Annotated in this window: 22 protein-coding genes and 1 riboswitch; of the genes, 6 read left to right on the forward strand and 16 right to left on the reverse strand. The window is 67.1% G+C overall.

Translation table 11 applies throughout. The annotated features are described in order from the left end of the window. Together C666_RS11960 and C666_RS11965 are read left to right on the forward strand one after the other, a co-directional pair. Nucleotides 1-565, forward strand: a 565-nt coding sequence (locus C666_RS11960) for a vWA domain-containing protein (protein ID WP_004339223.1), incomplete at its 5' end; no start/stop codon positions are given. Between the two features lie 71 nt (nt 566-636). Then, nucleotides 637-1,320, forward strand: coding sequence for an energy-coupling factor ABC transporter permease (locus C666_RS11965; protein ID WP_004339226.1), 684 nt, complete (start codon nt 637-639; stop codon nt 1,318-1,320). Between the two features lie 85 nt (nt 1,321-1,405). Here the strand turns inward: C666_RS11965 and C666_RS21105 are convergent, their stop codons facing one another. The 7 genes from C666_RS21105 to C666_RS11995 all read right to left on the reverse strand — a co-directional run bounded on the left by C666_RS21105 (nt 1,406) and on the right by C666_RS11995 (nt 9,479). After that, nucleotides 1,406-1,531 (reverse strand): hypothetical protein, encoded by a 126-nt coding sequence (locus C666_RS21105; protein ID WP_281169760.1) that lies wholly within the window; start codon nt 1,529-1,531, stop codon nt 1,406-1,408. Continuing rightward, nucleotides 1,528-2,298 carry a (2Fe-2S) ferredoxin domain-containing protein gene (locus C666_RS11970; protein ID WP_004339228.1) on the reverse strand — a complete coding sequence of 257 codons (771 nt, stop codon included), beginning with the start codon at nt 2,296-2,298 and terminating at the stop codon, nt 1,528-1,530. The genes C666_RS21105 and C666_RS11970 overlap by 4 nt, the downstream gene beginning before the upstream one ends. Further along, a complete protein-coding gene (locus tag C666_RS11975; protein WP_004339231.1) occupies nt 2,285-3,070 on the reverse strand; it encodes an ABC transporter ATP-binding protein in 786 nt (261 codons plus the stop codon). Before C666_RS11975 ends, C666_RS11970 begins: the two co-directional genes overlap by 14 nt. After that, nucleotides 3,067-4,173, reverse strand: coding sequence for a FecCD family ABC transporter permease (locus tag C666_RS11980; RefSeq protein ID WP_004339234.1), 1,107 nt, complete (start codon nt 4,171-4,173; stop codon nt 3,067-3,069). Before C666_RS11980 ends, C666_RS11975 begins: the two co-directional genes overlap by 4 nt. A gap of 14 nt (nt 4,174-4,187) precedes the next feature. Continuing rightward, nucleotides 4,188-5,201: an ABC transporter substrate-binding protein gene (locus tag C666_RS11985; RefSeq protein ID WP_004339237.1), complete on the reverse strand. Its 1,014-nt coding sequence runs from the start codon at nt 5,199-5,201 to the stop codon at nt 4,188-4,190. 109 nt (nt 5,202-5,310) lie between these two features. Then, complete coding sequence (locus C666_RS11990) at nt 5,311-7,434, reverse strand: TonB-dependent receptor (RefSeq protein ID WP_037999972.1); 2,124 nt, start codon at nt 7,432-7,434, stop codon at nt 5,311-5,313. 141 nt (nt 7,435-7,575) lie between these two features. Then, nucleotides 7,576-7,890: riboswitch (cobalamin riboswitch) on the reverse strand. 125 nt (nt 7,891-8,015) lie between these two features. Further along, entirely contained in the window at nt 8,016-9,479 is a 1,464-nt protein-coding gene (locus C666_RS11995; protein WP_004339242.1) for a short-chain fatty acyl-CoA regulator family protein, read from the reverse strand. Between the two features lie 243 nt (nt 9,480-9,722). Here C666_RS11995 and C666_RS12000 point away from each other — a divergent pair, with 243 nt between their 5' ends. Next, nucleotides 9,723-10,262: a sigma-70 family RNA polymerase sigma factor gene (locus C666_RS12000; RefSeq protein WP_004339245.1), complete on the forward strand. Its 540-nt coding sequence runs from the start codon at nt 9,723-9,725 to the stop codon at nt 10,260-10,262. Next, nucleotides 10,259-11,281, forward strand: a complete 1,023-nt coding sequence (locus C666_RS12005) for a FecR domain-containing protein (protein ID WP_004339247.1) — start codon at nt 10,259-10,261, stop codon at nt 11,279-11,281. The genes C666_RS12000 and C666_RS12005 overlap by 4 nt, the downstream gene beginning before the upstream one ends. Before the next feature lie 25 nt (nt 11,282-11,306). Here the strand turns inward: C666_RS12005 and C666_RS12010 are convergent, their stop codons facing one another. After that, complete coding sequence (locus tag C666_RS12010; protein WP_038000040.1) at nt 11,307-14,846, reverse strand: TonB-dependent receptor; 3,540 nt, start codon at nt 14,844-14,846, stop codon at nt 11,307-11,309. Between C666_RS12010 and C666_RS20730 the strand changes: the two genes are divergently transcribed. Beyond that, a complete protein-coding gene (locus C666_RS20730; protein WP_162173247.1) occupies nt 14,817-15,308 on the forward strand; it encodes a hypothetical protein in 492 nt (163 codons plus the stop codon). The two genes, C666_RS12010 and C666_RS20730, sit on opposite strands and share 30 nt — an antisense overlap. On the opposite strand, the gene C666_RS12015 is transcribed toward C666_RS20730, so the two are convergent. The 8 genes from C666_RS12015 to C666_RS12050 all read right to left on the reverse strand — a co-directional run bounded on the left by C666_RS12015 (nt 15,289) and on the right by C666_RS12050 (nt 22,057). Beyond that, a complete protein-coding gene (locus tag C666_RS12015; RefSeq protein ID WP_004339252.1) occupies nt 15,289-15,726 on the reverse strand; it encodes a type II toxin-antitoxin system death-on-curing family toxin in 438 nt (145 codons plus the stop codon). The two genes, C666_RS20730 and C666_RS12015, sit on opposite strands and share 20 nt — an antisense overlap. Then, nucleotides 15,723-15,944: an AbrB/MazE/SpoVT family DNA-binding domain-containing protein gene (locus tag C666_RS12020; protein WP_004339256.1), complete on the reverse strand. Its 222-nt coding sequence runs from the start codon at nt 15,942-15,944 to the stop codon at nt 15,723-15,725. Before C666_RS12020 ends, C666_RS12015 begins: the two co-directional genes overlap by 4 nt. 314 nt (nt 15,945-16,258) lie before the next feature. Continuing rightward, the gene (locus C666_RS12025) at nt 16,259-16,450 is read right to left on the reverse strand and encodes a hypothetical protein (protein WP_028791927.1); all 192 of its coding nucleotides are present in this window, start codon (nt 16,448-16,450) and stop codon (nt 16,259-16,261) included. A 56-nt stretch (nt 16,451-16,506) separates the two neighbouring features. Further along, the gene (locus C666_RS12030) at nt 16,507-18,138 is read right to left on the reverse strand and encodes a PepSY-associated TM helix domain-containing protein (RefSeq protein WP_004339262.1); all 1,632 of its coding nucleotides are present in this window, start codon (nt 18,136-18,138) and stop codon (nt 16,507-16,509) included. Between the two features lie 3 nt (nt 18,139-18,141). After that, nucleotides 18,142-18,408 (reverse strand): hypothetical protein, encoded by a 267-nt coding sequence (locus C666_RS12035; protein WP_004339266.1) that lies wholly within the window; start codon nt 18,406-18,408, stop codon nt 18,142-18,144. Beyond that, nucleotides 18,405-18,677, reverse strand: a complete 273-nt coding sequence (locus C666_RS12040; protein WP_004339270.1) for a hypothetical protein — start codon at nt 18,675-18,677, stop codon at nt 18,405-18,407. Before C666_RS12040 ends, C666_RS12035 begins: the two co-directional genes overlap by 4 nt. A 213-nt stretch (nt 18,678-18,890) precedes the next feature. Beyond that, a complete protein-coding gene (locus tag C666_RS12045) occupies nt 18,891-20,861 on the reverse strand; it encodes a MacB family efflux pump subunit (RefSeq protein ID WP_004339271.1) in 1,971 nt (656 codons plus the stop codon). Between the two features lie 2 nt (nt 20,862-20,863). Then, nucleotides 20,864-22,057, reverse strand: a complete 1,194-nt coding sequence (locus C666_RS12050; protein ID WP_004339274.1) for an efflux RND transporter periplasmic adaptor subunit — start codon at nt 22,055-22,057, stop codon at nt 20,864-20,866. 189 nt (nt 22,058-22,246) lie between these two features. On the opposite strand from C666_RS12050, the gene C666_RS12055 reads away from it, so the two are divergent. Next, nucleotides 22,247-22,939 (forward strand): response regulator transcription factor, encoded by a 693-nt coding sequence (locus tag C666_RS12055; protein WP_004339276.1) that lies wholly within the window; start codon nt 22,247-22,249, stop codon nt 22,937-22,939.

The following is a 22,939-nucleotide window of genomic DNA, read 5'->3' on the forward strand; positions in this document are numbered from 1 at the left end:
CATCGACTGGCCGCGCACGCTGGCGGCCAAGGCCGACGCCGCGCTCGCCCCCGCCCACCTGCGCTGGCGGCCACCGCCGGCCGGCGGCGGCGTGCTGCACTGCATCCTGCTCGACTGCTCGGCGTCGATGCTGCAGGGCCGGCGCCTGGCGCTGGCCAAGGGCCTGCTGCTGCGCTGGACCGCCGGCTTCTACCGCCGCCGCGAAGACCTCGCGGTGATCGGCTTCTCCGGCCAGCAGGCGCGCGTGCTGCAGCCGCCGCGCAAGGCCGTGGCCTTCAACGAAGCCTGGATCGCCGCCATCCCGGGCGGCGGCGGCACCCCGGCGCGCTCGGCGGTGGCGCTTGCCGACGCCTTGCTGCGCAAACGCCGCCGCAGCACGCCCGAACAGCACGTCGCACTGTGGCTGCTGACCGACGCCCGCTTCGACGACATCCCGCCGCGCCCGCGCGACGCCGACATCTGCACGGTGGTGGATTTCGACGACGCAGCGGTCGCGCTCGGCCGCGCTGCGCGCATTGGCTCAGCCTGGGGCGCGGACGTGGTGCGCGCCGCCGATCTGGCCTGAAGCCGATGAAACACACCGCCCCCGCCTGTAGCCAGCAGCACCCGACCCACATTCTTTCCAAGGAGAAAACCATGCATATCGAACCCGGAATCGTCGAAGGCTCAAAAATGCTGTTGAGCTACGGCACCGCCGCCGCGGCGCTGGCCTACGCGGCCAAGCTCTCGTTCGACACCATCAGGCGCGACGGCGCCGCCTCGCTGCTGCTGCGCGCCGCACTGGCCACGCTGCTGGTGTTCTGCTTCTTCGAGGTCTTCCCGCACCATCCGGTCGGGGTGTCGGAAGTCCACCTCATCCTCGGCACCACGCTGCTGCTGATCTTCGGCCTCGCCCCGGCGGCGCTCGGGCTGGCCGGCGGCCTGCTGGCGCAGGGCATGCTGTTCGCCCATTTCGACCTGCCGCAATACGGCATCAACGTCACCACACTGCTGGTGCCGCTGTTCGCCACCGCCGTGCTGGCGAAGAAGATCATCCCCGCCGACACGCCCTATGTGGACATCCGCTACGGCCAGGCGCTGAAGCTCTCGCTCGCCTACCAGGGCGGCATCGTCGCCTGGGTCGCGTTCTGGGCCTTCTACGGCCAGGGCCTCGGCGCCGACAACCTGTCGCAGGTCGTCTCCTTCGGCGCCGCCTACATGACCGTGGTCATCGTCGAACCGCTGATCGATCTCGCGGTGCTGGCCGTGGCGAAATTCCTCAATGGCCTGCGCAACACGATGTTCGTTGAGAAGCGGCTGTACTCGGGCACACGGGCGTAAGGGCAACGACATGGGCGGGCGCGCGCAATGCCCGCCCGCCCACATCGATCCATCCTCATGGACACCGTCCCGACAGCCGCCACATTCAGGCCGGTTGCACGATCTGATCGAGCACCCCCTCGACCTCGAAAACCGGGTTGAGCGCTTTTACTTCGGCACGCAGCGCCTCACCCAGCAAGACCTTGGCCACCCTGCCCACCTTGCCTGTCATCCCCCGTGCCGATGCACGCAATACGCCTCATCCACCGTGCCCTGGTCCAGATGCCGGTCGACGATGTTGTCGATGACGGCCTCGTCCAGCTTGCCGTACCAGGTCCCGTCGGGATAGACGATCATCAGCGGGCCGTGGTTGCAGGGGTACTGGCAACTGGTCTGCAGCAGCATCACGGTTTTCTGCAGCTTGCCGCTGGCGCGCAGGCGGTCGCCCAGGTGCTGCCACAGCGTGGCCGCGCCCAGGGCAACGCAGCGCGGCCCGAGACAGAACAGCACGTGGCGCTGGTGCGGCGGGATGTTGGACCAGGCGATGGGGTCGCGCTGCCAGTCGCCGCCCGCCGTGTCTGCCACGTCGGGCAGTTGGCCGGCGGCGCAGGCCTGGCGTGCCAGCAGGCGCGCCAGTTCCGGCAGACTGCCCAGCGCGGCGGCGAAGGCGATTTCCGGCGGCGACCGATCTGCCGGCTGGCGGGCACGCCAGCGCAGGGCGACTTTCTGCAGCCAGCGCAGCAGGGATTTGTCGCCGGGGATGAATACCGGCTGCACGACGACCCGGCGCGCGCCGGCGCAGGCGTCCAGCGCGTCGGGCAGCGACGGGCTTTCGCGGTCGACGAAGGCGCTTTCTACCTGTGCGCCGGGCAGGGCCATGCGCACGCCTTCGACCATGGATTGCATTTCTTCCCTGGCGGCGGGGCCGAGGCTGCCGCGCCCCAACAGGACGATCGCGGTATCGGCGGGCAGGGTTTGCGGGGATTCAGACGGGTTCATCGGGCATGAATTCGATATGAGGCCTGCCGCTTCGCGGATGCAGGCGGATGGCGGCGCGCACGCCGTAAACACCGGCGATGTGCTCTGCCGTCAGAACCTCGGCGGGCGTGCCGCTCGCGGCGAGGCGGCCGTTTTCCAGCAGATAGAGGCGGTCGCAGTAGTGCGCGGCGATGTGCAGTTCGTGCAGCGCGGCGATGGCGGTCACGCCCAGGCTGCGGACCAGGTTCATGATCTCGAACTGGTAGCGCACGTCCAGGTGGTTGGTCGGCTCGTCCAGCACCAGCAGGCCGGCCTGCTGGGCCAGCGCGCGGGCCATCAGCACGCGCTGCTTCTCGCCGCCGGACAGGGTGGCGAAGCTGCGCTCGGCCAGTTGCAGCACACCCACGCGCAGCATCGCCGCGTGCACGATGTCGATGTCCCGCTGGTCGTCGCGGGCGAAGGCCGACTTGTGCGGCGTGCGCCCCATCGATACCACTTCGCGCACACTGAATTCGAACTCGCCGCCGTTTTCCTGCGCCAGCACCGCCATCAGGCGCGCGGTGTCGCGCGCCGACATCCGCCATACGTCGCGACCATCCACGGACACCGCCCCCGCCGCAGGCCTGAGGATGCGGTAGATCATGCGCAGCACGGTGGACTTGCCGCTGCCGTTGGGACCGATCAGGCCGACCAGCTCGCCTTCGGCGACATGCAGCGAAACATCCTCGACAATGCTCCGCGCGGTGCCGGAATGCGGCACCTGCCAGCGCAGTTCGCGGGCCTGCAGCTTCATCGCCCGGCTCCGGGGGACAGGCCGCGGCGGAGCAGCAGCCAGACGAAGAAGGGGCCGCCGATCAGCGCGGTGATAATGCCCACCGGCAGCTCGGTGGGCGCGAACGCCACGCGCGCCACCGCGTCCACCCACACCAGGAAGACGGCGCCGACCAGCGCCGCCACCGGCAACACGCGGCGATGCTCGGTCCCCACCAGCATGCGGGTGATGTGCGGCACCATCAGGCCGATGAAGCCGATGGCGCCGCTGACGGCCACCATCACCCCGGTGAGCAGCGACACCAGCACGAACAGCACGCGGCGTACGCGGGTGGTATCCACGCCCAGGGTGCTGGCCGTTTCGTCGCCGGTGAGCAGGGCATTGAGCGCACGCGCCTGCAGCAGCAGCCATGCGATGCCCAGCGCCAGCACCAGCGCCGGCAGGCCCAGTTCGTCCCAACGCGTGCCGGCCAGGCTGCCCAGCGTCCAGGACAGCACCGCGTTGGCCAGTTCCCGCTGCCCGGCGGTCAGGGTGACGAGGCTGGTGATGCCGCCCAGGCAGTAGCCGATGGCCACGCCGCCCAGGATCAGGCGCGGCGCCAGCAGCCTGCCGCCGCTGTGCGCCAGCCAGTACACGGCCACGCAGGCCAGCAGGGCCCCGGCGAATGCGCCCAGCGACAGCGCATACACGCCGGCAAAGCCGAGCACGCCGTAGGCCAGCACCAGCACCGCCCCGACCGAGGCGCCGGACGACACGCCGAGCAGGTAGGGATCCGCCAGCGGGTTGCGCACCATGGCCTGCATGGTCACCCCGACCACGGCCAGCCCGGCCCCCACCAGCGCCGCCAGCAGCACGCGCGGCATGCGTATCAGCCACACGATCTGGTGCTGGGCAAGGGTCCATTCGCCCGGCGCGGACGCGATCCCCAGCCGCAGCGCCAGTTCATGCCCGGCGATGCGCCAGACGCTGGCTGGCGAGATCTCCACCGGCCCGAGGGTGATGCCGAACGTGATGGAAAGCAGCAGCAGGCCCATCAGCGCGAGCAGCAGCATCGGCATGCGGCGGCGCGGCGGGGAAGCGGCCTGGCTGGCGCCATCCCCGGCCAGGTTTGCGCGGTTTTCCACCCCGACGCCCTGCGTCACGGCACGCGCCCGGGGTGGAAGGCCCGTGCCAGGGTGCGCACGCGCGCGACGTTGCGCGGCCCCGGCGTGGCTTCGGCATAGGTGATGACGACGAAATTGCGCTGGCGGATGGCGTCCACGCCGGACAGCTCCGGCTTGGACAGCAGAAAGTCGATCTTGCCCTGCGGCCCCGGCTGGTCGTAGTCGATGACGACGATCCATTCGGGGTTGCGCGCGACGACGTCTTCCCAGTTGCCCTTGGGCCAGTTGTTGGGGATGTCGGCGAAGATGTTGTCGCCGCCGGCCGCCTCGATCATGGCGTGCGGCATGCCGAAGCGGCCCGAGGTGGTCGGCGCGTCGGTTCCGCTGTCGTATACGAACACCCGGGGGCGGTGCTGCACGCCCTGCAGCGCGGTGGTCACGGCATGCAGTTCGGCGCGCTGCTGCGCCACCCGCTCCTGCGCATGGGCTTCGATGCGGAAGATGCGGCCGATGGCGAGCATGTCGGCGAAGGTGTCTTCCAACGACACCTTGTCGCGCGCCATCTTGCGGATGCACGACTCGGTCAGGATGTACGAGGCGATGCCGAGTTCCGCCAGCATGGCGGGCGTCACCTGGCCTTCGCGAAAGCCGTAGCTCCAGCCGCCGAACACGAAATCGGCCTCGACCCCGACGATCGTCTCGATGTTCATGCCCTGCTGCGACAGGTTGGGCACGGCGTCGAGCAGCGGACGGAACGCCGGGTCGATCTCCTTGCGCGTCGAGATGCCGCTGTAGCCCGCCAGCCGGTCGCCCAGCCCCAGGTAGAGGAACAGCTCGGTGATGTTGACGTCGTGCGTGACCGCGCGTTGCGGCACCGTGTCGTAGCGCACCGGCTGGCCGCACACCTCGACGGTCACCGGCGGCAGCGCGGCGGCATCGGGCCGGACGGTCTGCGCCGCGGCGGGCGGCGATGGCGGCTGCTGCGGGGAGCAGGCCGCCAGCAGGACCGCGCACAGGCACACATGCACGGCAGTGGAAATATTCTTCATCGCAATGGCTGCTCGGAAAGCGGCGGCCGGCGCATGCGGCCGCCAGGACAGGCGCCCCGCGGGACGCCCCTGGCCTTGCGGGCAAGCGCGCCCGCAAGGGTCCGCCCGCTCAGAACCGGAAGTCCGCGACCAGCTCCACCCGGCGTCCGTCGCCCAGCAGGTGCTGGCTGCCATACGCGGCGGTGACGTAGAGCTTGTCGGTCAGGTTGCGGCCCAGCAGGCGCAGCGTGGTGGTGGAATCGAGCTGCCAGTTCAGCACGGCGTCGGCCACCACATAGGAGGGCAGGTCCACCGTGTTGGCGTTGTTGCCGTAGCGCTTGCCCACGTAGCGCCCGCCCAGCGAGGCCTGCCAGTCGCCGAAGCGGTAGTGCGCCCACAGGTTGGCCACCTGACGCGGCACGTTGGCCGGGCGATTGCCCGCACGGTTGGCGCCACCCGCTTCGATCAGCTCGTCGAACTCGGCGCTGACCAGGGCGAAGTTGCCCTCCAGGCGCCACTGCGCGGTCGGCGTGATCGCGGCGCTCAGCTCCAGGCCCTTGGAATGCTGGCTGCCGCCCTGCACCGAAATCGAGGGCGTGTCGGGATGGCGGGTGATGATGTCGTCCTTGTCGATGCGATACACCGCCGCCGTCCATTCGCCCAGGCCCTGGCCGAACTGCTGCTTGACGCCGACTTCGACCTGGCGCGCGGTGGTCAGTTTGAAACTGCTGTTGGCCAGGTTCAGCGTCAGGATGTTGGTCACCGGGTCGTGCCCCTGGCTGACCTGGCCATACACGCTGGTATCGGACGTCAGGTGGTGCGTCAGGCCAAGGCGCCACGCGGTGCCGCCCAGCGTCTTGTCGAACGGCGTGCCGCCGGTGCGATCGCGGCGGTCGACCTCGTTGATGTCGCGGCGGATGCCGGCCAGCAACAGCCACTTGTCGCCCACCTGCCAGGCATCCTCGAGGTAGAAGGCGTGCTGCGTGGTGTCGGTGTCGAACTTGGGCGCGCTCACGTCCGGGCTGTCCCAGTAGCCATGCACGGGGTCGTGGGCAGACACCGTGGAGGCGCCCCGGTACGGCGAGCTGTTGCCGCCCGTGAACGTGGCCTTGCTCGTTTCCCAGCCGATCACGGCATTGTGCGCACCCGCCTTGATCGCCGCCTCCAGGCGGTTGCCCTTCTGCTCCAGGTCGTGGGTGATTTCCAGGTAGTCCGAACGCGCCACGGTGCCGCTCGCCGGGTCGTAACTGTAGGCCTCGATGTTCTTCCAGTGGCGGTCGGCCTTGAAGTAGTGGGCCTCGTTGCGCACGGTCAGCCAGTCGTTGGCCTTCCATTCGGCGCGGGCGCGCAGGCGCTGGTCCTGGTAGCGGATCACGCTGTCGCGGACGTTGTAGTTCTGGTCGCGCAGGCTGCTGAGCACGCGGCCGTTCAGCGTGGGCGTGCCCCAGTAGCGCTCGGGCTTCTGCTCGCTGATGTCGGCCAGGACTTCGAAACGAAGGTCGCTGCTGGGGTCGAAGCGCAGCGTGCCCATGAACTTGCCGCCCTTGGCGCGGCCGAGGTCGCGTTCGCCGTCCGTGGTATGGCCGTAGGCGTCCACACGGTAGCTGGCGATTTCGCCGATCGGGCCGGCGGCGCCGAGGCCGAGGCGCGCGCTGCCGTGCTGGCCGACGCCCACCAGGGCTTCCACCGACTGCTCGCGGCTGGGCTGCTTGCGTACCGCGTTGATGGTGGCGCCGGCGGTGCCGGTGCCATGGACGATCGACGCCGGGCCGCGCAGCACCTCGATGCGCTCGTAGCCCCAACTGTCGCTCGGGTAGTTCACCGTGCCGGCGGCCACGCCCAGGCGTGTGCCGTCCTCGGCCACGCCGACCGAGGTCACGCCGGTGAAACCGCGCGCCGAAAACGCCAGGCCGCCATTGCCGCCGGTGCCCTGCGCGGTCAGCCCCGTCGTGCGCGTGACGGCCTCGACGAGGCCGAAGTCGCCGCGCTGCCGCTGGGTATCGGCGTCCACCTGTTCGAGGCTGGCGGGCAGTTCGCGCGCAGACAAACCCGTGCGGCTGCCGGTGCTGGACGGCCGGGACAGGCCCAGGCCGCCGTCCTCGGGCTTGGCCGTCACCTCGACCGGCGGCAATACGCTTTGCGCCAGCGCGGGGGTGGACAGCCATGGGCTGCAGAACATCGCCAGCATGGCGAGCGGGACCGGGCGGAGGCTGGCCGCGGTATGGCGGAGAACGCGAGATTGGGTGTGTTTCATGGTCAGATGGAGGTTCTGACCGCCTGGATGTGCCCGGCGGCACACCGCGGCGCCCGATGCGCAGCGCATCTGGAACACCTGGAGCCCGCCACCTGCTTCCCCGCAGACGGTCTGTTGCCGAAAGCCGCGCATCCATTACGGGACGCGCGGCGCCAACAGGCCGGTATCCGGGCTCGCACAACGCATCCGGGCGCGTCGGGCGCGCGTCGGATGCCGGAACCACCGCCTTCCCGATGCGCTCGCACGATTCCTTGGCGGAAGCCACGTGGCGCATCAGTGGCTGGCCCGGGCATTGATCGCTCAACAGCCGTGGCCAGGGTGAATCCTGATGTACTTACCGTTGCGGGGGCAGCCAAGGCCTTGCGGTGCGAGGGGCGGCAACCGCCCCGGACACTGCTCACCTTGTTCCCGTTTAACCGGGTGGCTCGATCGAGACCACGCCGGCACCTGTAGTTCTCATCGCCGGAGCCTCATGCACGAACCGCGCGGGGCCCCGGCGCTGGCGGGCAGTATATAGCAGCAACAGCCGCACCGATCACTGCCTCGGCGGCCCGCCGGACGACGCACGCACGCTGCCGCGCTCAGCGTGCGGCACCGCGTACCACGGCCGCATACGGCTCGAAGCGGCTGCGGTTCTCGTCGATGGCCAGGCCACCTCCCACGGGCGGGAAAGCCCGCTGCGGACAGGAGGGGCGCTCGCACACCTTGCAGCCGGCGCCGATCGGCGTCGGCGCCTCGGGGTCGTCGAGCTTCAGGCCCTTGGCGTAAACCAGGCGCGGTGCATGGCGCAGGTCGCAGCCCAGGCCGATGGCGAAGCTCTTCTCGGGCACGCCGTAGCCGCCGCGGCTGTGCGACACGCAGCGCGCGATCCACAGGTAGGTGCGGCCGTCCGGCATGGCGGCGAGCTGGGTCAGGATGTGCCCCGGGCGGGCGAAGGCTTCGTACACGTTCCACAGCGGACAGGTGCCGCCGACGCGGGAGAAGTGGAAATCGGTGGCGGACTGGCGCTTGGAGATGTTGCCCGCGCGGTCTACGCGGACGAAGAAGAACGGCACCCCGCGCGCATCCGGCCGCTGCAGCGTCGACAAACGGTGGCAGACGGTCTCGAAACCGACGCCGAAGCGCCGCCCGAGGCGGTCGATGTCGTAGCGCAACTGCTCGGCGGCGGCGAGGAAACGCCCGTAGGGCAGCACCAGCGCGCCGGCAAAGTAGTTGGCCAGGCCGATGCGCGCCAGCACCCGCGCCTCTTCGCTGCGGAAGGCGGCCCCGGCGGCGACACGGTCGATGTCCTCGCCCGCCTCCAGGAAGGCGAGCTGGGTCGCCATCTGGAAAGCCTGCTGCCCGGGTTCGAGCAGCGGCGACAGGCTCAGCACCCGCCCGGCGGGGTCGAACACGCGCAGCGGGCCATCCTCGAACCCGGCCTCGCCGAAGCCCGAATCGTCCCTCACCACGCGCACGCCATGCACTCGCGCCAGCCGCGCCGCCAGCCCGGCGGCGACCTCGCCCGGCTGCAGCGACCAGGCGTCGAACAGGCGCTCGGCGAGATCATCCAGTTCGGCGACGTGGTTGTGGCGGGCGTAGAAGAAGTCGCGCACTTCTTCATACGGCATCGGCGGCGCACCCGCCACCATGCCGCGGTCCTCGCCCAGCCGCAGGGCGAGCGCATCGACGCGCTCCTCCGCCTCGCGGCAGCGCCGGTCGAGCGCGAGCAGGGCGCGGCCGATGGCGGGCAGGCCGGCGGCCAGTTCGCGGATGTCGCCGAGCGATATCGGCTCGTCCAGCGTCGCGCTGAGCGAGCCGCCGCCCAGCACTTCGCGCAGGTCGGCGATCAGCCGTGCTTCGTCGTCGTCGGAAAAGCGCTGCACGTCCACGCCCAGCGCAGTACTGATCTTCAGCAGCACCTGTACGGTGAGCGGACGCTGGTTCTGCTCGATCTGGTTGAGATAGCTGGGCGAAATCTCCAGCGTCCGCGCCAGCGCCACCTGGGTCAGGCCGCGCTCTTCGCGCAGCCGGCGCAGGCGCGGGCCCATGAAGGTCTTTTTCATGCAGGTTCCGGATGTTTATGCGCAAATGTTCGCAAAATTCGCAAAACGCACTTAAATCATTAACAAAATAAACAAATTCAACGACTTATATTAATTCATATTTGCGTATTTTGTGAAACACCGAGCGCTCCCACATGCGCGGGTTTGACGGGCATCGGCGCCTGCAACAAAATAGGAACGATTCCCATTACATCCGCTGTACACCGTTGCGGCGGCAGGCCGATTCCTCCCGGAGCACTCCGCTTGAACGCCGTCAACCCGTTTTCCGACACCGTCACCGCGCTTTACAAGGACCACCACGGCTGGCTGCATGGCTGGCTGCGCAGCAAGCTGGGGTGCTCCCAGCGCGCCGCCGACCTCGCGCACGACACCTTCGAACGGCTGTGGAAGGCCGGCGCCACGCCCGCGCTGGAACAGCCCCGCGCCTACCTCACGGTCATCGCCAAACGCCTGGCCATCAACCAGTTCCGCCGGCAGGCGCTGGAACAAGCCTATCTGGAAGTGCTTGCGCAGCAGCACGAACAGTACGCCCCATCGGCCGAGGATCAGGTCGCGGCCATCGAAGCCCTGGCGGAAATCTGGCGCCTGCTCGACGGCATGCCCGAACGGCGCCGCAAGGTATTCCTGATGGCCCAGTTCGAAGGCCTGCCCCACGCCGAAATCGCCCGCCGGCTCGGCACCACGCTCAACGTGGTGCACAAGGAAGCCGCCGCCGCGCTGCAGCACTGCTATCTGGCAATCTACAGCGAGGCCGCTCCGGAAACCGCGCGGCCGCCGCGATGAATCCATCCCGCGCCTTCAAGCCCCTCGCACCCGACGCGGGACCGCTCGACCCCAAGGTGGTGGCGCAGGCCGCCGAATGGGTCGTCCGCCTGCAGTACGACGACACCCTGGCCGCCCGCCAGAACTGCGACGCGTGGCGCGCCGCCGACCCCGGCCACGAACTGGCATGGCAGCGGCTGAACATGCTCGGGCAAGATTTGCGCAACAGCACCCGCGGCATGGCCGCGCCGCAGGTCGCCACCACGCTGGAGCAAGCCCGCGACGCCAGTCGACGTAGCCGCCGCAACGGACTCAAATGGATGCTCGGCCTGGGGCTGACCACCGGCATCGCCTGGCAGGGACGCACCCTGCTCAACGACGCCCGGCTGCTGCCGAGCCTGCTCGCCGACCAGCACACCGGCACCGGCGAACGCCGCAACGTCACGCTCAAGGACGGCACCCTGCTCACGCTCAACACGCGCAGCGCGGTCGACATCGCATTCGACGCCCACCAGCGCCGCCTCACCCTGCACACGGGCGAGATCATGGTGAGCACCGCGCCCGACCCCGGCGGGCGCCCCTTCGTCATCGCCACCCCGCATGGCGAACTCCTGCCGGTCGGCACCCGCTTCAGCGTGCGCCGGCTGGCCGAAGACGGCCACCCCATCCGTGTCGCCGTCTTCGAAGGCGCCGTCGACATCCGGCCACGACATGGCGGCCCCACACGGCGCCTGCATGCGGGCACGCAATCCGACTTCACCGCCGACACCATCCAGCCGCCGGAAACCCTGCGCAGCGGCGGTGACGCCTGGGTCCGCGGCATGCTGGTCGCCAGCCGCATGCCCCTTGACCAGTTCATCGCCGAACTCGCCCGCCACCGTCCCGGCCTGCTGCGCTGCGACCCCGCCGTAGCCGGCCTGCAAGTCACCGGCGCCTTCCCGCTCGACGACGGCGACCGCGTGCTCGCCATGCTCGAACAGGTTCTGCCGGTGCGCGCCGAATACCGCACGCGCTATTGGGTCACGCTGACGCGGCGCTGAAGCGCCGTAACGCCTCTGCGCTACATCAGAACTTCACCCGCAGCTCCGCCCGCAGCGTCCGTCCCGGCCCCGGGAGCAGTACTTTGGACATGGGGTCGAGATAGTACTGGTCGGTGAGATTGGTGATGCCGAGGTTCAGGGCCAGCTCCTTGTTTACGCGCAGGGTGGCGTAGATATCGTGGAGGAGGACGGGTTTCCAATAGAAGGCCTCCTTGTTGCCACGAAACCAAACCCTATGCAGCAGAAATTTTGCGATATCTGGATCGCCTTCTGTATTTCCGAGCAACTTTTCGAGCTGATCGTTTTCCGCGCCAGAGTGATACACGCCTCGCCAACCGAACTCGAACTGGTTGTTGTACAGGCGCGCGCCGAGGTTCATGTCGATGGAGTACTTGGGTTGCAGGCTGGTCCCGCTGTAGCTGCCGGGGAAGCCGCCGGTCATGCAGGTGGGAATGCGGTTCCAGAAAGGATCCATTGCCGAAGCGACGTCCTTGTCGCAGGTTTTCTGCTTGAGGCGGTAGGTGCCGCCCAGGCCGCCGTAGAAACGGCCCGTGTCGAAGCGCGATTGCAGTTCGATGCCGCTGCTTTTTTTCTTGTCGAGCTGGAGGATGCCCATGTTCAGCGAGCGATCCAGGAAATCGCGGATTTCGGTGTTGAAGTAGCTGACGCGCACGTCGGCGTAATTCAGTGCGGGGAAGAACTGGCGCAGGTCGTGGGCGTAGCCGATTTCCCAGTTGGTGCTGCGTTCCGGTTTGCTGGCGCCCTCGACGGCCAGCCCACCGAGGGTGCCGGCGCCGTCGATGATCGCGCTGGAAGTCAGTTCGTTGATGCTCGGGAAACGGGTGGTCTGCGCGTAGCGCAGGAAGGCGGTGCCGAAGGGCGTGACGCGGGCGGTGGCGCTGAAGACCGGGCTGAAGGCGTGGCCGGATTCTTCTTCCGGCGCTTCCCAGGCTTTGCCGGTATCGAGGCGTTGATAAACCTCCGTGCCATAGCCGCCTTCATTATGACCGCCGACTCTATATTTATTGACCGTGCCCGTGCCGTAGGGGCTGTCGACCACTTCGTTCATATCCGCTTCGCCGTTGGCAAAGGGGTTGTACGAGGAATCAAATTTGCCGTCCTTGTACGGTAGGGTTGCTTTTTTGTTCCAGTAAGTTTCATTCTCCCAAGAGGAGTCATACATTGGATTCACATCGAGACCGGTAGGGCCATGCCGAAACATTGCAAACAATGTTCTATCAGACTCGTTGGAATTCAGCAGGGTTTCACTCCGATCATTGGCAAAATGATTGGCATTGTTTGCCGAGAGAAAATCCGCATAACGTTGTGCCGCTGCCCTGACTTGCGCATTTTCTGTCGGGAAATAGTCTACGACGTGATGAGTGTCGCTACTGCCGTCATGATTAATATACTCCCAGGTTTTGAAATCTGCCGGATTCTGAGCGACAAAGGCGGCACTCCAAGCGTTATTGAAATCCTGTATTAGCTGAGTGATCGTGGCCTTGTCCTCAGGTGTCATTATTTCTTGATACTTCAGTTCCAGCCCGGCCAACCGCCGGCTTGCCTCGAAGAAAGCCTCTTGCTGGCGGCGGCGCTTGGCGGTGCCGGTGTCCTTGCCGGTGTAATGCAGATAACGGGTGCCGGCGGTGAGGGTGAGCCATGAAGTCGGCTGCCAGGCCAGGTTCATCATGGCCGACCATTCCTTGCGCTCACCGGCGCGTGGGCCGAGGCGGTCGGTGCTGATCAGCAGATCGGCGCCGCTGGGCGCGAACGGATTGGGCTGTTTTTCGACCATGAGCAGCCGATCATCGAGCTTTTCCTTTTGGTAGCTGCCGCCGAGGGTCAGGTGCAGATTGCCGGCCAGCCGCATCTGGTTGCTGAAGTCGAAGCCGCTGCGGTCGTGGCTCGTCCATTGCTTGCCGGCGGGAACGATGGTGCCGTCGTGGTCGGGCGGCAGCCAGCCGAGGCTGGCGCAATCCATTTTTCCGGGGCCGCAGAAAGCATCGTAGAGATTCAGCGCATTTTCCGTGTCTTCGTCCAGCATCAGGCTGTAGGATTCAGAGCCGGTCTGGTAGCGCGTGCCGCGCGTTTTGGTCTGCCACAGGCTGGTTTCCAGATTGAGCCAGTCGGAGCCTTCAGGTTTCAAGTCGTAGGTCAGTTTATGGCTGTCGATTTTCAGGGTGCTGCGCGGGAATTCCTGTACCCATTGTTCCTTTGACCAGTCACGATCATTCGGTCGATCGTGTTCACCCGCTTCCCGATATAAATAATACAAGGTGGTATTGCCGGGCGTAGTTTCGCCGAATACCGATTTGGTGCGCATGAATTGCAGGCCGATTTTCTGATCGTTGGGCAGATACCAGTTGTTCTTGAACAGGGTGGTCTGGATGTCGTTGGCGGTGTTGTAGATTTCGTTGCCCGCCTTGTACATCTTGGTCAGGTTGGGGACGTAGCTGTCAGTGCTTGTTTGGTCATAGGCATCGTGTCCGGCATAGTTGCCGACCTTTTTCTTGCCAGCGTAATAGTTGCCCGCGCTGCGCTCGCTGTGCGACAGCAGCACGTCGGCAAATTCATTGCGGGCGGCGATGGCGAACATTTCGGCGTGATCCTCGAAATTGAGGATGGAGGCATCGCCCTTGGTACGCGGCGTTTCAAAGGGCAGGCTGATGGTAGCGTTTCCTATCCGTTCCGCGCCGGGGATGTTGTGGTAGTCCTGGCCGAAATAGGCATCGGCATCACGGCGTGGCTTGCTGGTGTTGCCGGCGGTGGCGAGATTGATTTCGATGCCGATTTTCTCGCCCTCAGGGATGATGTCCTTGGCGTCGATGGTGCGAATGTTCACCGCGCCGCCAACGCCGCTCTTGATGCCGCGAGAGAGCGACGGGCCTTTCTCGACTTCGACGCTGCGGAACATGGCCGGATCGGCATAGCTGCGGTTGCCCGTGCCAAACATGTGCAGCCAGACGTTGGTGGATTGCTCGGTGCCGTCGATGGTGAGCGGGGTGCGGCCTTCACCGGTGATGCCGCGAATATTGGGGGTGATGGACTGGCTGCTGCGGCTGTCCATGCTGTAGACGCCATTCATGCCCTTGAACACGTCGCCGGGGTTGGTCATGTTGAAGCGCTGCAGTTGCTCCCGGTCTTGATAAACACTGGTGACGTTCTCGGTGTAAGTCCTTTCATGCTTTTCGACGTCCCGGTCGACGCTGGCAGTGACGGTCATGGGAACCAGGGTGGTCTCGCTGTCGCGTGCGACCGGCCGCTTCTGCAGGCGGTAGCTTTTCACATCCAGGCGGATGGCTTGCAGGGGCGTGCCGGCAAGGAGGCGGGCAAGGCCGTCGTCGATGCCGTATTCGCCGCTCAGCCCGGGACTGCGGATGCCGGCTGTGAGGGCGGGATCCGCAGCGACCATGATGTTGGCGGTAATGCCGAAAGCACCGAGGGCATCATCAAGCGGACCTGCCGGGATGGCGAACTGCTGGCGGGAGGCAGCGGGGTGGGCCTCCTGGGCGTAGGCGACGCGTGCATCGATCGAATGGAGGCCCCCCAGGGCGAGCAGAGCCACGCAGACGGCGTGGTGGACGGGGCGGGCCTGTGGCTGTTGCATTCGTGCCGTGCGCAAAAGCAGGGGCCGGGCTATGTTCATGTCGGGATTTCCTGTTGCAGGATCGGTAAAAGGGAAACCCCGCAGGCGCCTCGCGAGGATTCTTACCGGTTAACACGCAAGAAAGGAAAAACTGCCGTTTTTTTTGCAGCGGGAGCATCGTTTCAGCGCCGTGTCAGCGTACCCGGTAGCGGGTACGGTACTTGGCACGGACGCGAAGCGCTGTTCGAACATGGCCAGGATGTGGTCGCTGCCATCGGGCCGGCAAGAATGCGCCTGCTGATCATCGACGGCTTCGTCATCGTGCACCTCGAAACTCGTCTGTTTCAGGAAGAAAGCGGGCGCGGTGCGGGATACGGGCCGTGCTGGACCGACGGATTGTTCCGCCCCGTTGGAGGCGTCTTCAGCGCCGATAAGGGGTAGCGGGCTCCTGCACGCTGTCGGGTATGTCGGCCGCGATGCAGGCGCACAGCCATTGCGCGAACTCGGCTTCGCCGATGGTGCCGTCGGCAAGACCGATCATGCTGGCGTACTTTTCTTCGTCGCTCGCGCGCAGATCGCAACCGTTGAGCTTGAGGAATACCCGGTAGCAGACATGCGCGGTGCTTTTGTTGCCATCGACGAACGGGTGGTTGCGGGCCAGGCCGAAGGCGAGGCTGGCGGCCAGATCCGGCGGCGGCGGCCCGTAGGCGTGCAGTTGCTGCGAGCGGGCCAGGGCGGAATCGAGTAGCGTTTCATCGCGCACACCACCGGCTCCGCCATGTTCGGCAAGCTGGCGATCGTGGATGGCCAGGGCCAGCGGGCAGCTGATCCAGGCAATCATGGCCGGGCCCGCCTTCATTGCGCGAGTTGGTGCAGTACCTGGCGGTCTTCGCGCATGACCTGCTCGGCCACGGCCATTTGCGCCGCCAGTGCGGAATCGTAGACCGTCAGGCGGATGCCGTCCGGGGTTTCGATGGCATAGAGCTCATCGCCTTTTTCCACCCTCAGGCGGGCCAGCAGTTCCTTGGGAAGGATGACGCCGGCGGAATTGCCGACGGCGGTGATCTTGAGCTTCATCGGCTGCTCCCGGGCTTGTTATAACGGATGTCATCACCACAGGCACGACATGCCCACGTCCCCCCTCCGCACTCCCCTTCGGCAGCCCTGTCGGGGGTGCCGAAGGGCCCCCGGGCGGCGGAGAAGACCGGCGCCAGCGTCCGCCAAGACGGACGGAATGCAACAATCTGTAAATTCAGTTCCGGTTTTGCCCCGCTCAAACGTTTACATAGGGAGAGCACAAAGAAACCCGCCGGGTTGCCCACGCAGACCCGGCGGTTTGTCGTCCGCCCCTGGCGCAAACGCCGCGGCATCTTCGGCTGGCCGATCACCTCTCAACGGGGCGGCAAGCGCCCCTTATCCAGGCATGCCTCCCACAGGCCCGCAACGATGAGCGTTCCAATGGCGGCGGCAAGCGCCGCCTTGCTCGAAATGGCCATCCAGGGAGCAGGCACGATATCCGCCGCAATGAACAGGATCATGCTGGTCACACCGGCCGACAGTCCGATCCTGTAGAGCATGTCCATGATGCGCCTGGAGGCGCCTGCGGTTTGGTTTGTGCCGGACTGTTTCGAGCCTCTACTCATGAAGCAACCGTGTCGGCAGCTCGCCTGGGCTGAGCATGTTGCAGTGGCCGGCTGGAAAGCGCCCAGACGCTGTTGGCCTGCCCGGTCGCGGCACGGCGCATCGTGCCTCGTGCGAGAGCCAGGAAGCATGCGGCCAGCAGCAGCAGGATCGCGTCGAACAGCGCAACGTCCCAATCCCCGTGCCACGACGATCGTGTGACGTTCAGAATGGGCAGTAATCCATACACGGCCGCGCAGCCAGCGAGTATTTCAATGCCGGCGCGGATCGGAGGGCGGGCAAGCGACCAGATCACGGCGCCGAAGAACCCGATGTAGTAGAGGTTTTCTTCCCATTGGCCGCGGCCGGGCAAATCGAGCGGCAGCAATTGCGTACCCAGCAGCATGAAGCCGATACCCAGGCAGCAGCCCAGGCAGAGGCCGATGCTGAGCTGTGCCATGACCCATCCGGACATGGTTTGCTCGACGTGGTGGCGGCGCCTGCGGGTCTCGATCCAGAGCAGGTTGCCGGAATAGAACAGGAAGGCTCCAGCCAGGCCGAGCACGAAATAGATCGCCTTGGTAAGCTGCCCGCCAAAATCGGCAAAATGCAGCGAGACGTAGCCGGCCTCCATTACGGTGGGAACGCTCCGCCGGCCTGGCGCATCCACCGCGATCACTTTGCCCGTCGCTGCGACGATGTCGACCGACGACTCCGGCACGAGCGCGCGTCGGACCTGCCCCACGACCCTGGCCTGCGCATTGGTGGTGCCATAGCTGGAATAGTGGATGCCCGTGGGCTGGAAGCCCTCGATCTGCGCCGTTGCGATATCAAGCAGACGGGATGCCGTCAGCATTGCGGCGTACGGATACTCACGCTCCTCGGCCCCACCATGATTGTGGCGCCGAGCGACGAAGCCCGCCTGTTCCTGCGTTGCAAACGCCTGCGATGCAGCGAGGCTGGGCGAGACCCGGTCCATCGCATCGCCGAGGATCGGCATGATGCAGATCAGGAGCCCCGTGAACGCGAACATCAGATGGAACGGCAGCGACAGCACGCCAATGACATTGTGGGCGTCCAGCCACATCTTCTTGAGGTTCTTGCCGACCCGCAACGAATAGAGGTCGCGCAACAGGTGGGGAAGGTGGATCAGCAGGCCCGTGACCAAGGCGAGGCCATAGACGGCACTGACTATTCCCATGAGGGTATAGCCCGCATGTTTGGGCAGCCCCAGGGAGTAGTGGATCTGATTGATCATGGCGCCGACGCTCGAAGGCGCATTGAGCCGGACGACCTGCCCGCTCGCATCCAGCGCGAGTGTATAAGTGATCCATGGCTCACCTCTGGCAGGATTGCCACCGTAGAAGACGGCTTTCGGGCCCTGTCCGTCAGCATTGAAACTCAATTCCAGCGCTTGAGGGAAATCGGCGTGTTGCACGGCCGCGTCGACAACGCGCTCGATGTCCGCCATGCCGCCGTACGCCTGCCGCAAGTCCGGGTTCGCCCATTTCTGGATCGGTCCCAGGTAGACGGCCAGGGCTCCGGCGAAGAAGGCGATGAACAGCGCCATGCCGGTGCAGATGCCCACCCAGCGATGGACCGACGTGAAGCGCTGGATGAACGCGGGGGAAAAAAGCCGTTTTCTCGACATGTTTCACGCTCCCGGCAACAGGCGCATGACAAGGAAGACGCACACCATTACCGCGCACCCCGTGCCCAAATGCATCCAGGCCTGGCGTGCGCGCTGACGGCTGAGCCCCCAGATCAGCACACCACACCAAACCGGCAGCAGGAGGAAGAGTGCGGCAATGTAGTTGGTCGCCGGCTCCGCCGGGCCGAGCGTTGCGTATACGCCGCACAGGGCGAATGCCAGCGGCGTTCCCAGAATGACGCTGGCAACGGCTTGCGAGCGATAGCTCATCGTACCCCCCAGCGTGCGGCGGCGTACGGCAAGGCGATGCTGACCAGCATCCAGGTGAGGAGCGCCAGCAGCCCGCCGACCAGACCACCCCAGGTCGACACCCATGCCGCGATTCCGAACAGGATCAGTATGGCGGCAAGAATGAGGAAAAAACGGCGAGACGGCGTGCTGCGCAAGAGACGCTGATTGTCGGATGCGCCATAAAGCAGTGCCGACCCTGCCGCGGTCAACAGCAACCCGCCCGAAGACAGCAATATTTCCAATGGCATGAGAACTTGTTCAACAACTGAATGTGCAGTAGGCGACGAGTCTAGGTCATGCAGAACCGCTCGCCATCGCCTGAAACCGGATGATCGTTATTCACTTTTTTTGGGCATATCTGCCACCTCCCGTGTCAGCGGACATTTCGTCCTTCATTGCCTTGAACGGACAACGCAAGTGCCAGGCGCGCGGCACTTCCTTCTCTCCTGCACGTTTCCCTATCATTCCCTTTCCAGCGCCACGACCGGGTCGAGCCGCGCGGCGTTGCGCGCCGGCAGGTAGCCGAACACCATGCCCACCAGCAGCGAGCTGGCGAAGGCGGCGGCGATGGCCGGCGCGCTCCAGACCAGCTTGAGCGAACTGGCGAAGGCGTCCAGCAGCCAGCCGGCGGCGAACGACAGGGCGATGCCGAGGGCGCCGCCGATCAGGCACACCAGCACCGCCTCGATGAGGAACTGCAGCAGGATGTCGGCGCGCCGCGCGCCGACGGCCATGCGCACGCCGATCTCGCGGGTGCGCTCGCTGACCGACACCAGCATGATGTTCATCACGCCGATGCCGCCGACCAGCAGCGAGATCAGCGCGATGGTGGAGATCAGCAGCGTCAGCGTCGCCGAGGTGGCTTCCGCCGCCTGGCGCACGCCGTCGGCGTTCTGCACGAACACCTCATCGTTGCCGCGGCGCAGGGCCAGCAGGTGCAGCACCGCGTGCTCGGCGGCGGCGGCCGAGGCGCCTTCCCGTACCCGCATGACGATGCTGTCCAGGCGGGTCTGCCCGGTGATGCGGTCACCGACGGTGGTATAGGGCGCGAAGATCGCCGGGTTGCGCCCGCCGGGCCAGCGGTTCAGCGCCGCGCCGGGCGCGGCCACGCCGACCACCCGGGCGGGCACGCCGCCGAGCATGATGACCTGGCCGAGCGGGTCCTCGCCGCCGGGGAACAGGGTCTTGCGCGCCGCCGGGTCGATCACCACGTCCTGGGCGCGGCGCGCCACCGCGTCGGCGCCGAAGGACGCGCCGGCCGCCAGCCGCAGGCCGAGGATGGCGAAATACTGTTCATTCACCCCGGTCAGGTTGGCGCTGGCCGTGACGTTGCCGTGGCGCACCTGCAGCGTGGTCTGCAGCACCGGCGAGGCACCGGCCAGATACGCCTCGCCGGCCAGCGCCGCAGCATCCTGCGGGCGCAGCGCGATCTGGCGCTCGGCGTCGGTATCGCCCCAGTTGCGCCCGGCCCAGACTTCGATGGTGCTGGTGCCGAGCTGGTCGATCTGCGCCAGTACCTGCCGGCGCGAGCCTTCGCCGACCGCCACCACCGAGGCGACCGAGGCCACGCCGATGATGATGCCGAGCATGGTCAGGAAGCTGCGCAGGCGGTGCGCGGACATGGCCAGCAGGGCCATGCGCAGGGCCTCCAGCGCGCGGTCCCTGGCGGCCCGCCAGGGGGTTGCGGCAATGGGCGTGGGCGCGGGTTCGGCGGGGGGCGTCGCGGGCGCGGCGGCGGCCGTGACGAGGTTGGGGCGGTCGGCGATCACCTCGCCGTCGGCGAGTTCGACGATGCGCCCGGCGTGCCGGGCGACCTGCATGTCGTGGGTGACCAGCACCACGGTGTGGCCGGCCCGGTGCAGTTCGCGCAGGATGTCCATGACTTCCTGCCCGCTGTGGCGGTCCAGCGCGCCGGTCGGTTCGTCGGCGAGGAGGACCCGGCCGCCGTTCATCAGCGCGCGGGCAATGGCCACGCGCTGCTGCTGCCCGCCGGAAAGCTGGCCGGGCCGGTGGCCGGCGCGCGCCGCCAGGCCCAGGCGCGCCAGCAGTTCGCGGGCGCGCCGGTGGCGCTGCGCGGCCGGCAGGCCGGCGTACAGCGCGGGGGCTTCCACGTTGGCCTGCGCGCTCAGGTCCGGCAGCAGGTGGTAGCGCTGGAAGATGAAGCCGAAGTGCTCGCGCCGCAGCCTCGCCAGTTCATCCGGCGCCAGGCCCGGGACGGAATGTCCGGCCAGCCGGTAGTCGCCGCGGGTGGGGCGGTCCAGGCAGCCGAGGAGGTTCATCAGCGTCGACTTGCCGGAGCCCGAGGCACCGACGATGGCGACCATCTCGCCGGCGTGGATGTCCAGCGACACGTTCCTGAGCGCGGCCACGCGCTGGTCGCCGGCGGCGAACTCGCGCCATGCCGCGTCGATGCGGATCAAGGGTTCGCCCATGTTCAGCTTCCCCAGTTCGAGCCGCCGGGCGTGGCCCCGGCGGCATCGCCGACCACCACCCGCTCGCCCGCCCGCAGGCCGGACAGCACCTGCACGCGCAGGCCGTTGTTGAGGCCGGTCTCGATCTGCCGCACCGCCGCGCGGCCCTGCGCATCGACCACCCGCACGCTGTTGCGGCCATCGAAGCGGCTTTCGGCCAGCGCCGCGACCGGAATGGTGAGGGCGTCGGCGACCTCGGCCAGCAGGATGTGCACCTGGGCGGTCATCAGCGGGCGCAGTTCGCCGTCCGGATTGGGCAGTTCGAACAGGCCGTTGTAGTACACCGCGGTCTTGCTCGCCGCCGAACTCTGGCTGGCGCCGGCCAGGCCGCCCTGTTCGGCCTTGGCGACGATGGCGGCCGGCGCGGGCTCCACGGCCTGCAAGGTGGCGCGGTAGCGCTTGCCCGGTTCGCCGAGCACGGTGAACCACACCGGCTGGCCCGGCCGGACGCGGGTCACGTCGGCCTCGGAGATTTCCGCCTTGACCCGCATCACGTCCAGTTGCGCCAGCATCACGATCGCCGGCGCGGACTGGAAGGCATTGACGGTGCGCCCTTCCTCGGTGACCACAGCCACCACCACGCCGTCGATGGGGGCGGCGATGCGGGTGTAGCCCAGGTCGGTGCGCGCCGTCTCCAGCGCGGCGGCGGCCTGGCGGATCTGCGCGTCCAGCGCGGCGATCTCCGCCACCAGCACGTCGCGCGCGGCCTCCGCGCTTTCGAAGGCGTCGCGCGAGGCGGCGTCGGCCTGGAACAGGTTGCGCTGGCGCACGTAGACGCGCTCGGCCTGGCGCAGATTGACCTGCCGCGCGGCACGCTGGGCCCTGATGCTTTGCAGCGCGGCCTCGGCGTTGTGGAGTGCGTTGCGCTGCGGCTGCGAGTCGATCTCGGCGATCCGTTGTCCGGCCCGCACGCGCTCGCCGATCTTCACGTGCAGTTTCACCACCTGGCCGGAGGCGCGCGCGCCCACGGTCACCAGCCGGGCCGGTTCGAGCACGCCGCTGGCCAGCACGGTGTGCTCGATGGGGCCGGTCGCAGCCTCGGCGGTGATGAAGGCCGGCAATTCATCCGTGCCGCTCTGGCGCACGGTGATAACGGCCGCCGCGACAGCCAGGGCGGCAAGGATGGTCAGCAAGATACCGAAGGGTGTTTTCTTCATGGATTTGCCACAGAAAATGCGGCATGAACCTGCACGAATGCACTGGTTGCCATTTGATCGCACCCGGCGTGGGCGCTGCGAAAGCAGCGCGAAAACGTATTGTCAGGATTGCGTAAATGTCCCGGAACGGCGCCCGGGAGCGCGCTGGGCAGCGGTACGATTCCACCGTCGGCAACGTTAGGAAGGGGCGTGCGCTTGCGGCTGTTACTGGTGGACGACGATGCGGGCCTGTGCGAGATGCTGGGCACCTACCTGCAGGCGGAAGGCTTCGCCGCGACCGCCGTCGGCGACGGCCGCGCGGGCGTGGCGGCCGCGCTGTCCGGACACTACGACGCGGTCATCCTGGACATCATGATGCCCTCGCTCAACGGCCTCGACGCGCTGCGCGAGATCCGCCGCCACAGCGACATCCCCGTGATCATGCTGACCGCGCGCGGCGACAACCTCGACCGCGTGGTCGGCCTGGAGATGGGCGCGGACGACTACGTGCCCAAGCCCTACGATCCGCGCGAACTGGTCGCCCGCGTACGCGCCGTGCTGCGCCGCCAGCCCGTCATCCGCAACGCGGCCCGGCCGCAGCAGTACGCAGTGCGCGGCCTGGTGCTCACCCCCGGCACCCGCAAGGTGCTCTGGCGGGGAGTGCAGGTGGATCTGACCGCTTCCGAATTCAACGTGCTGGAAGCCTTGCTGCGCGCCGGAGGCGCGGTGGTATCGAAGGACGATCTGTCGCTGCAGGCTCTGGGGCGGCGGCGCGAACCCTACGATCGCAGCCTGGACGTGCACATCAGCAACATCCGGCAGAAACTGCAGGGCAGCGATGGCGCCGCATTCGGCATCGAGACGGTGCGCGGCGTCGGCTATCGCATCGCAGGAGCCGGCTGA

This window comes from Thauera linaloolentis 47Lol = DSM 12138 (assembly GCF_000310205.1).
Classification (GTDB): Bacteria; Pseudomonadota; Gammaproteobacteria; order Burkholderiales; family Rhodocyclaceae; genus Thauera; species Thauera linaloolentis.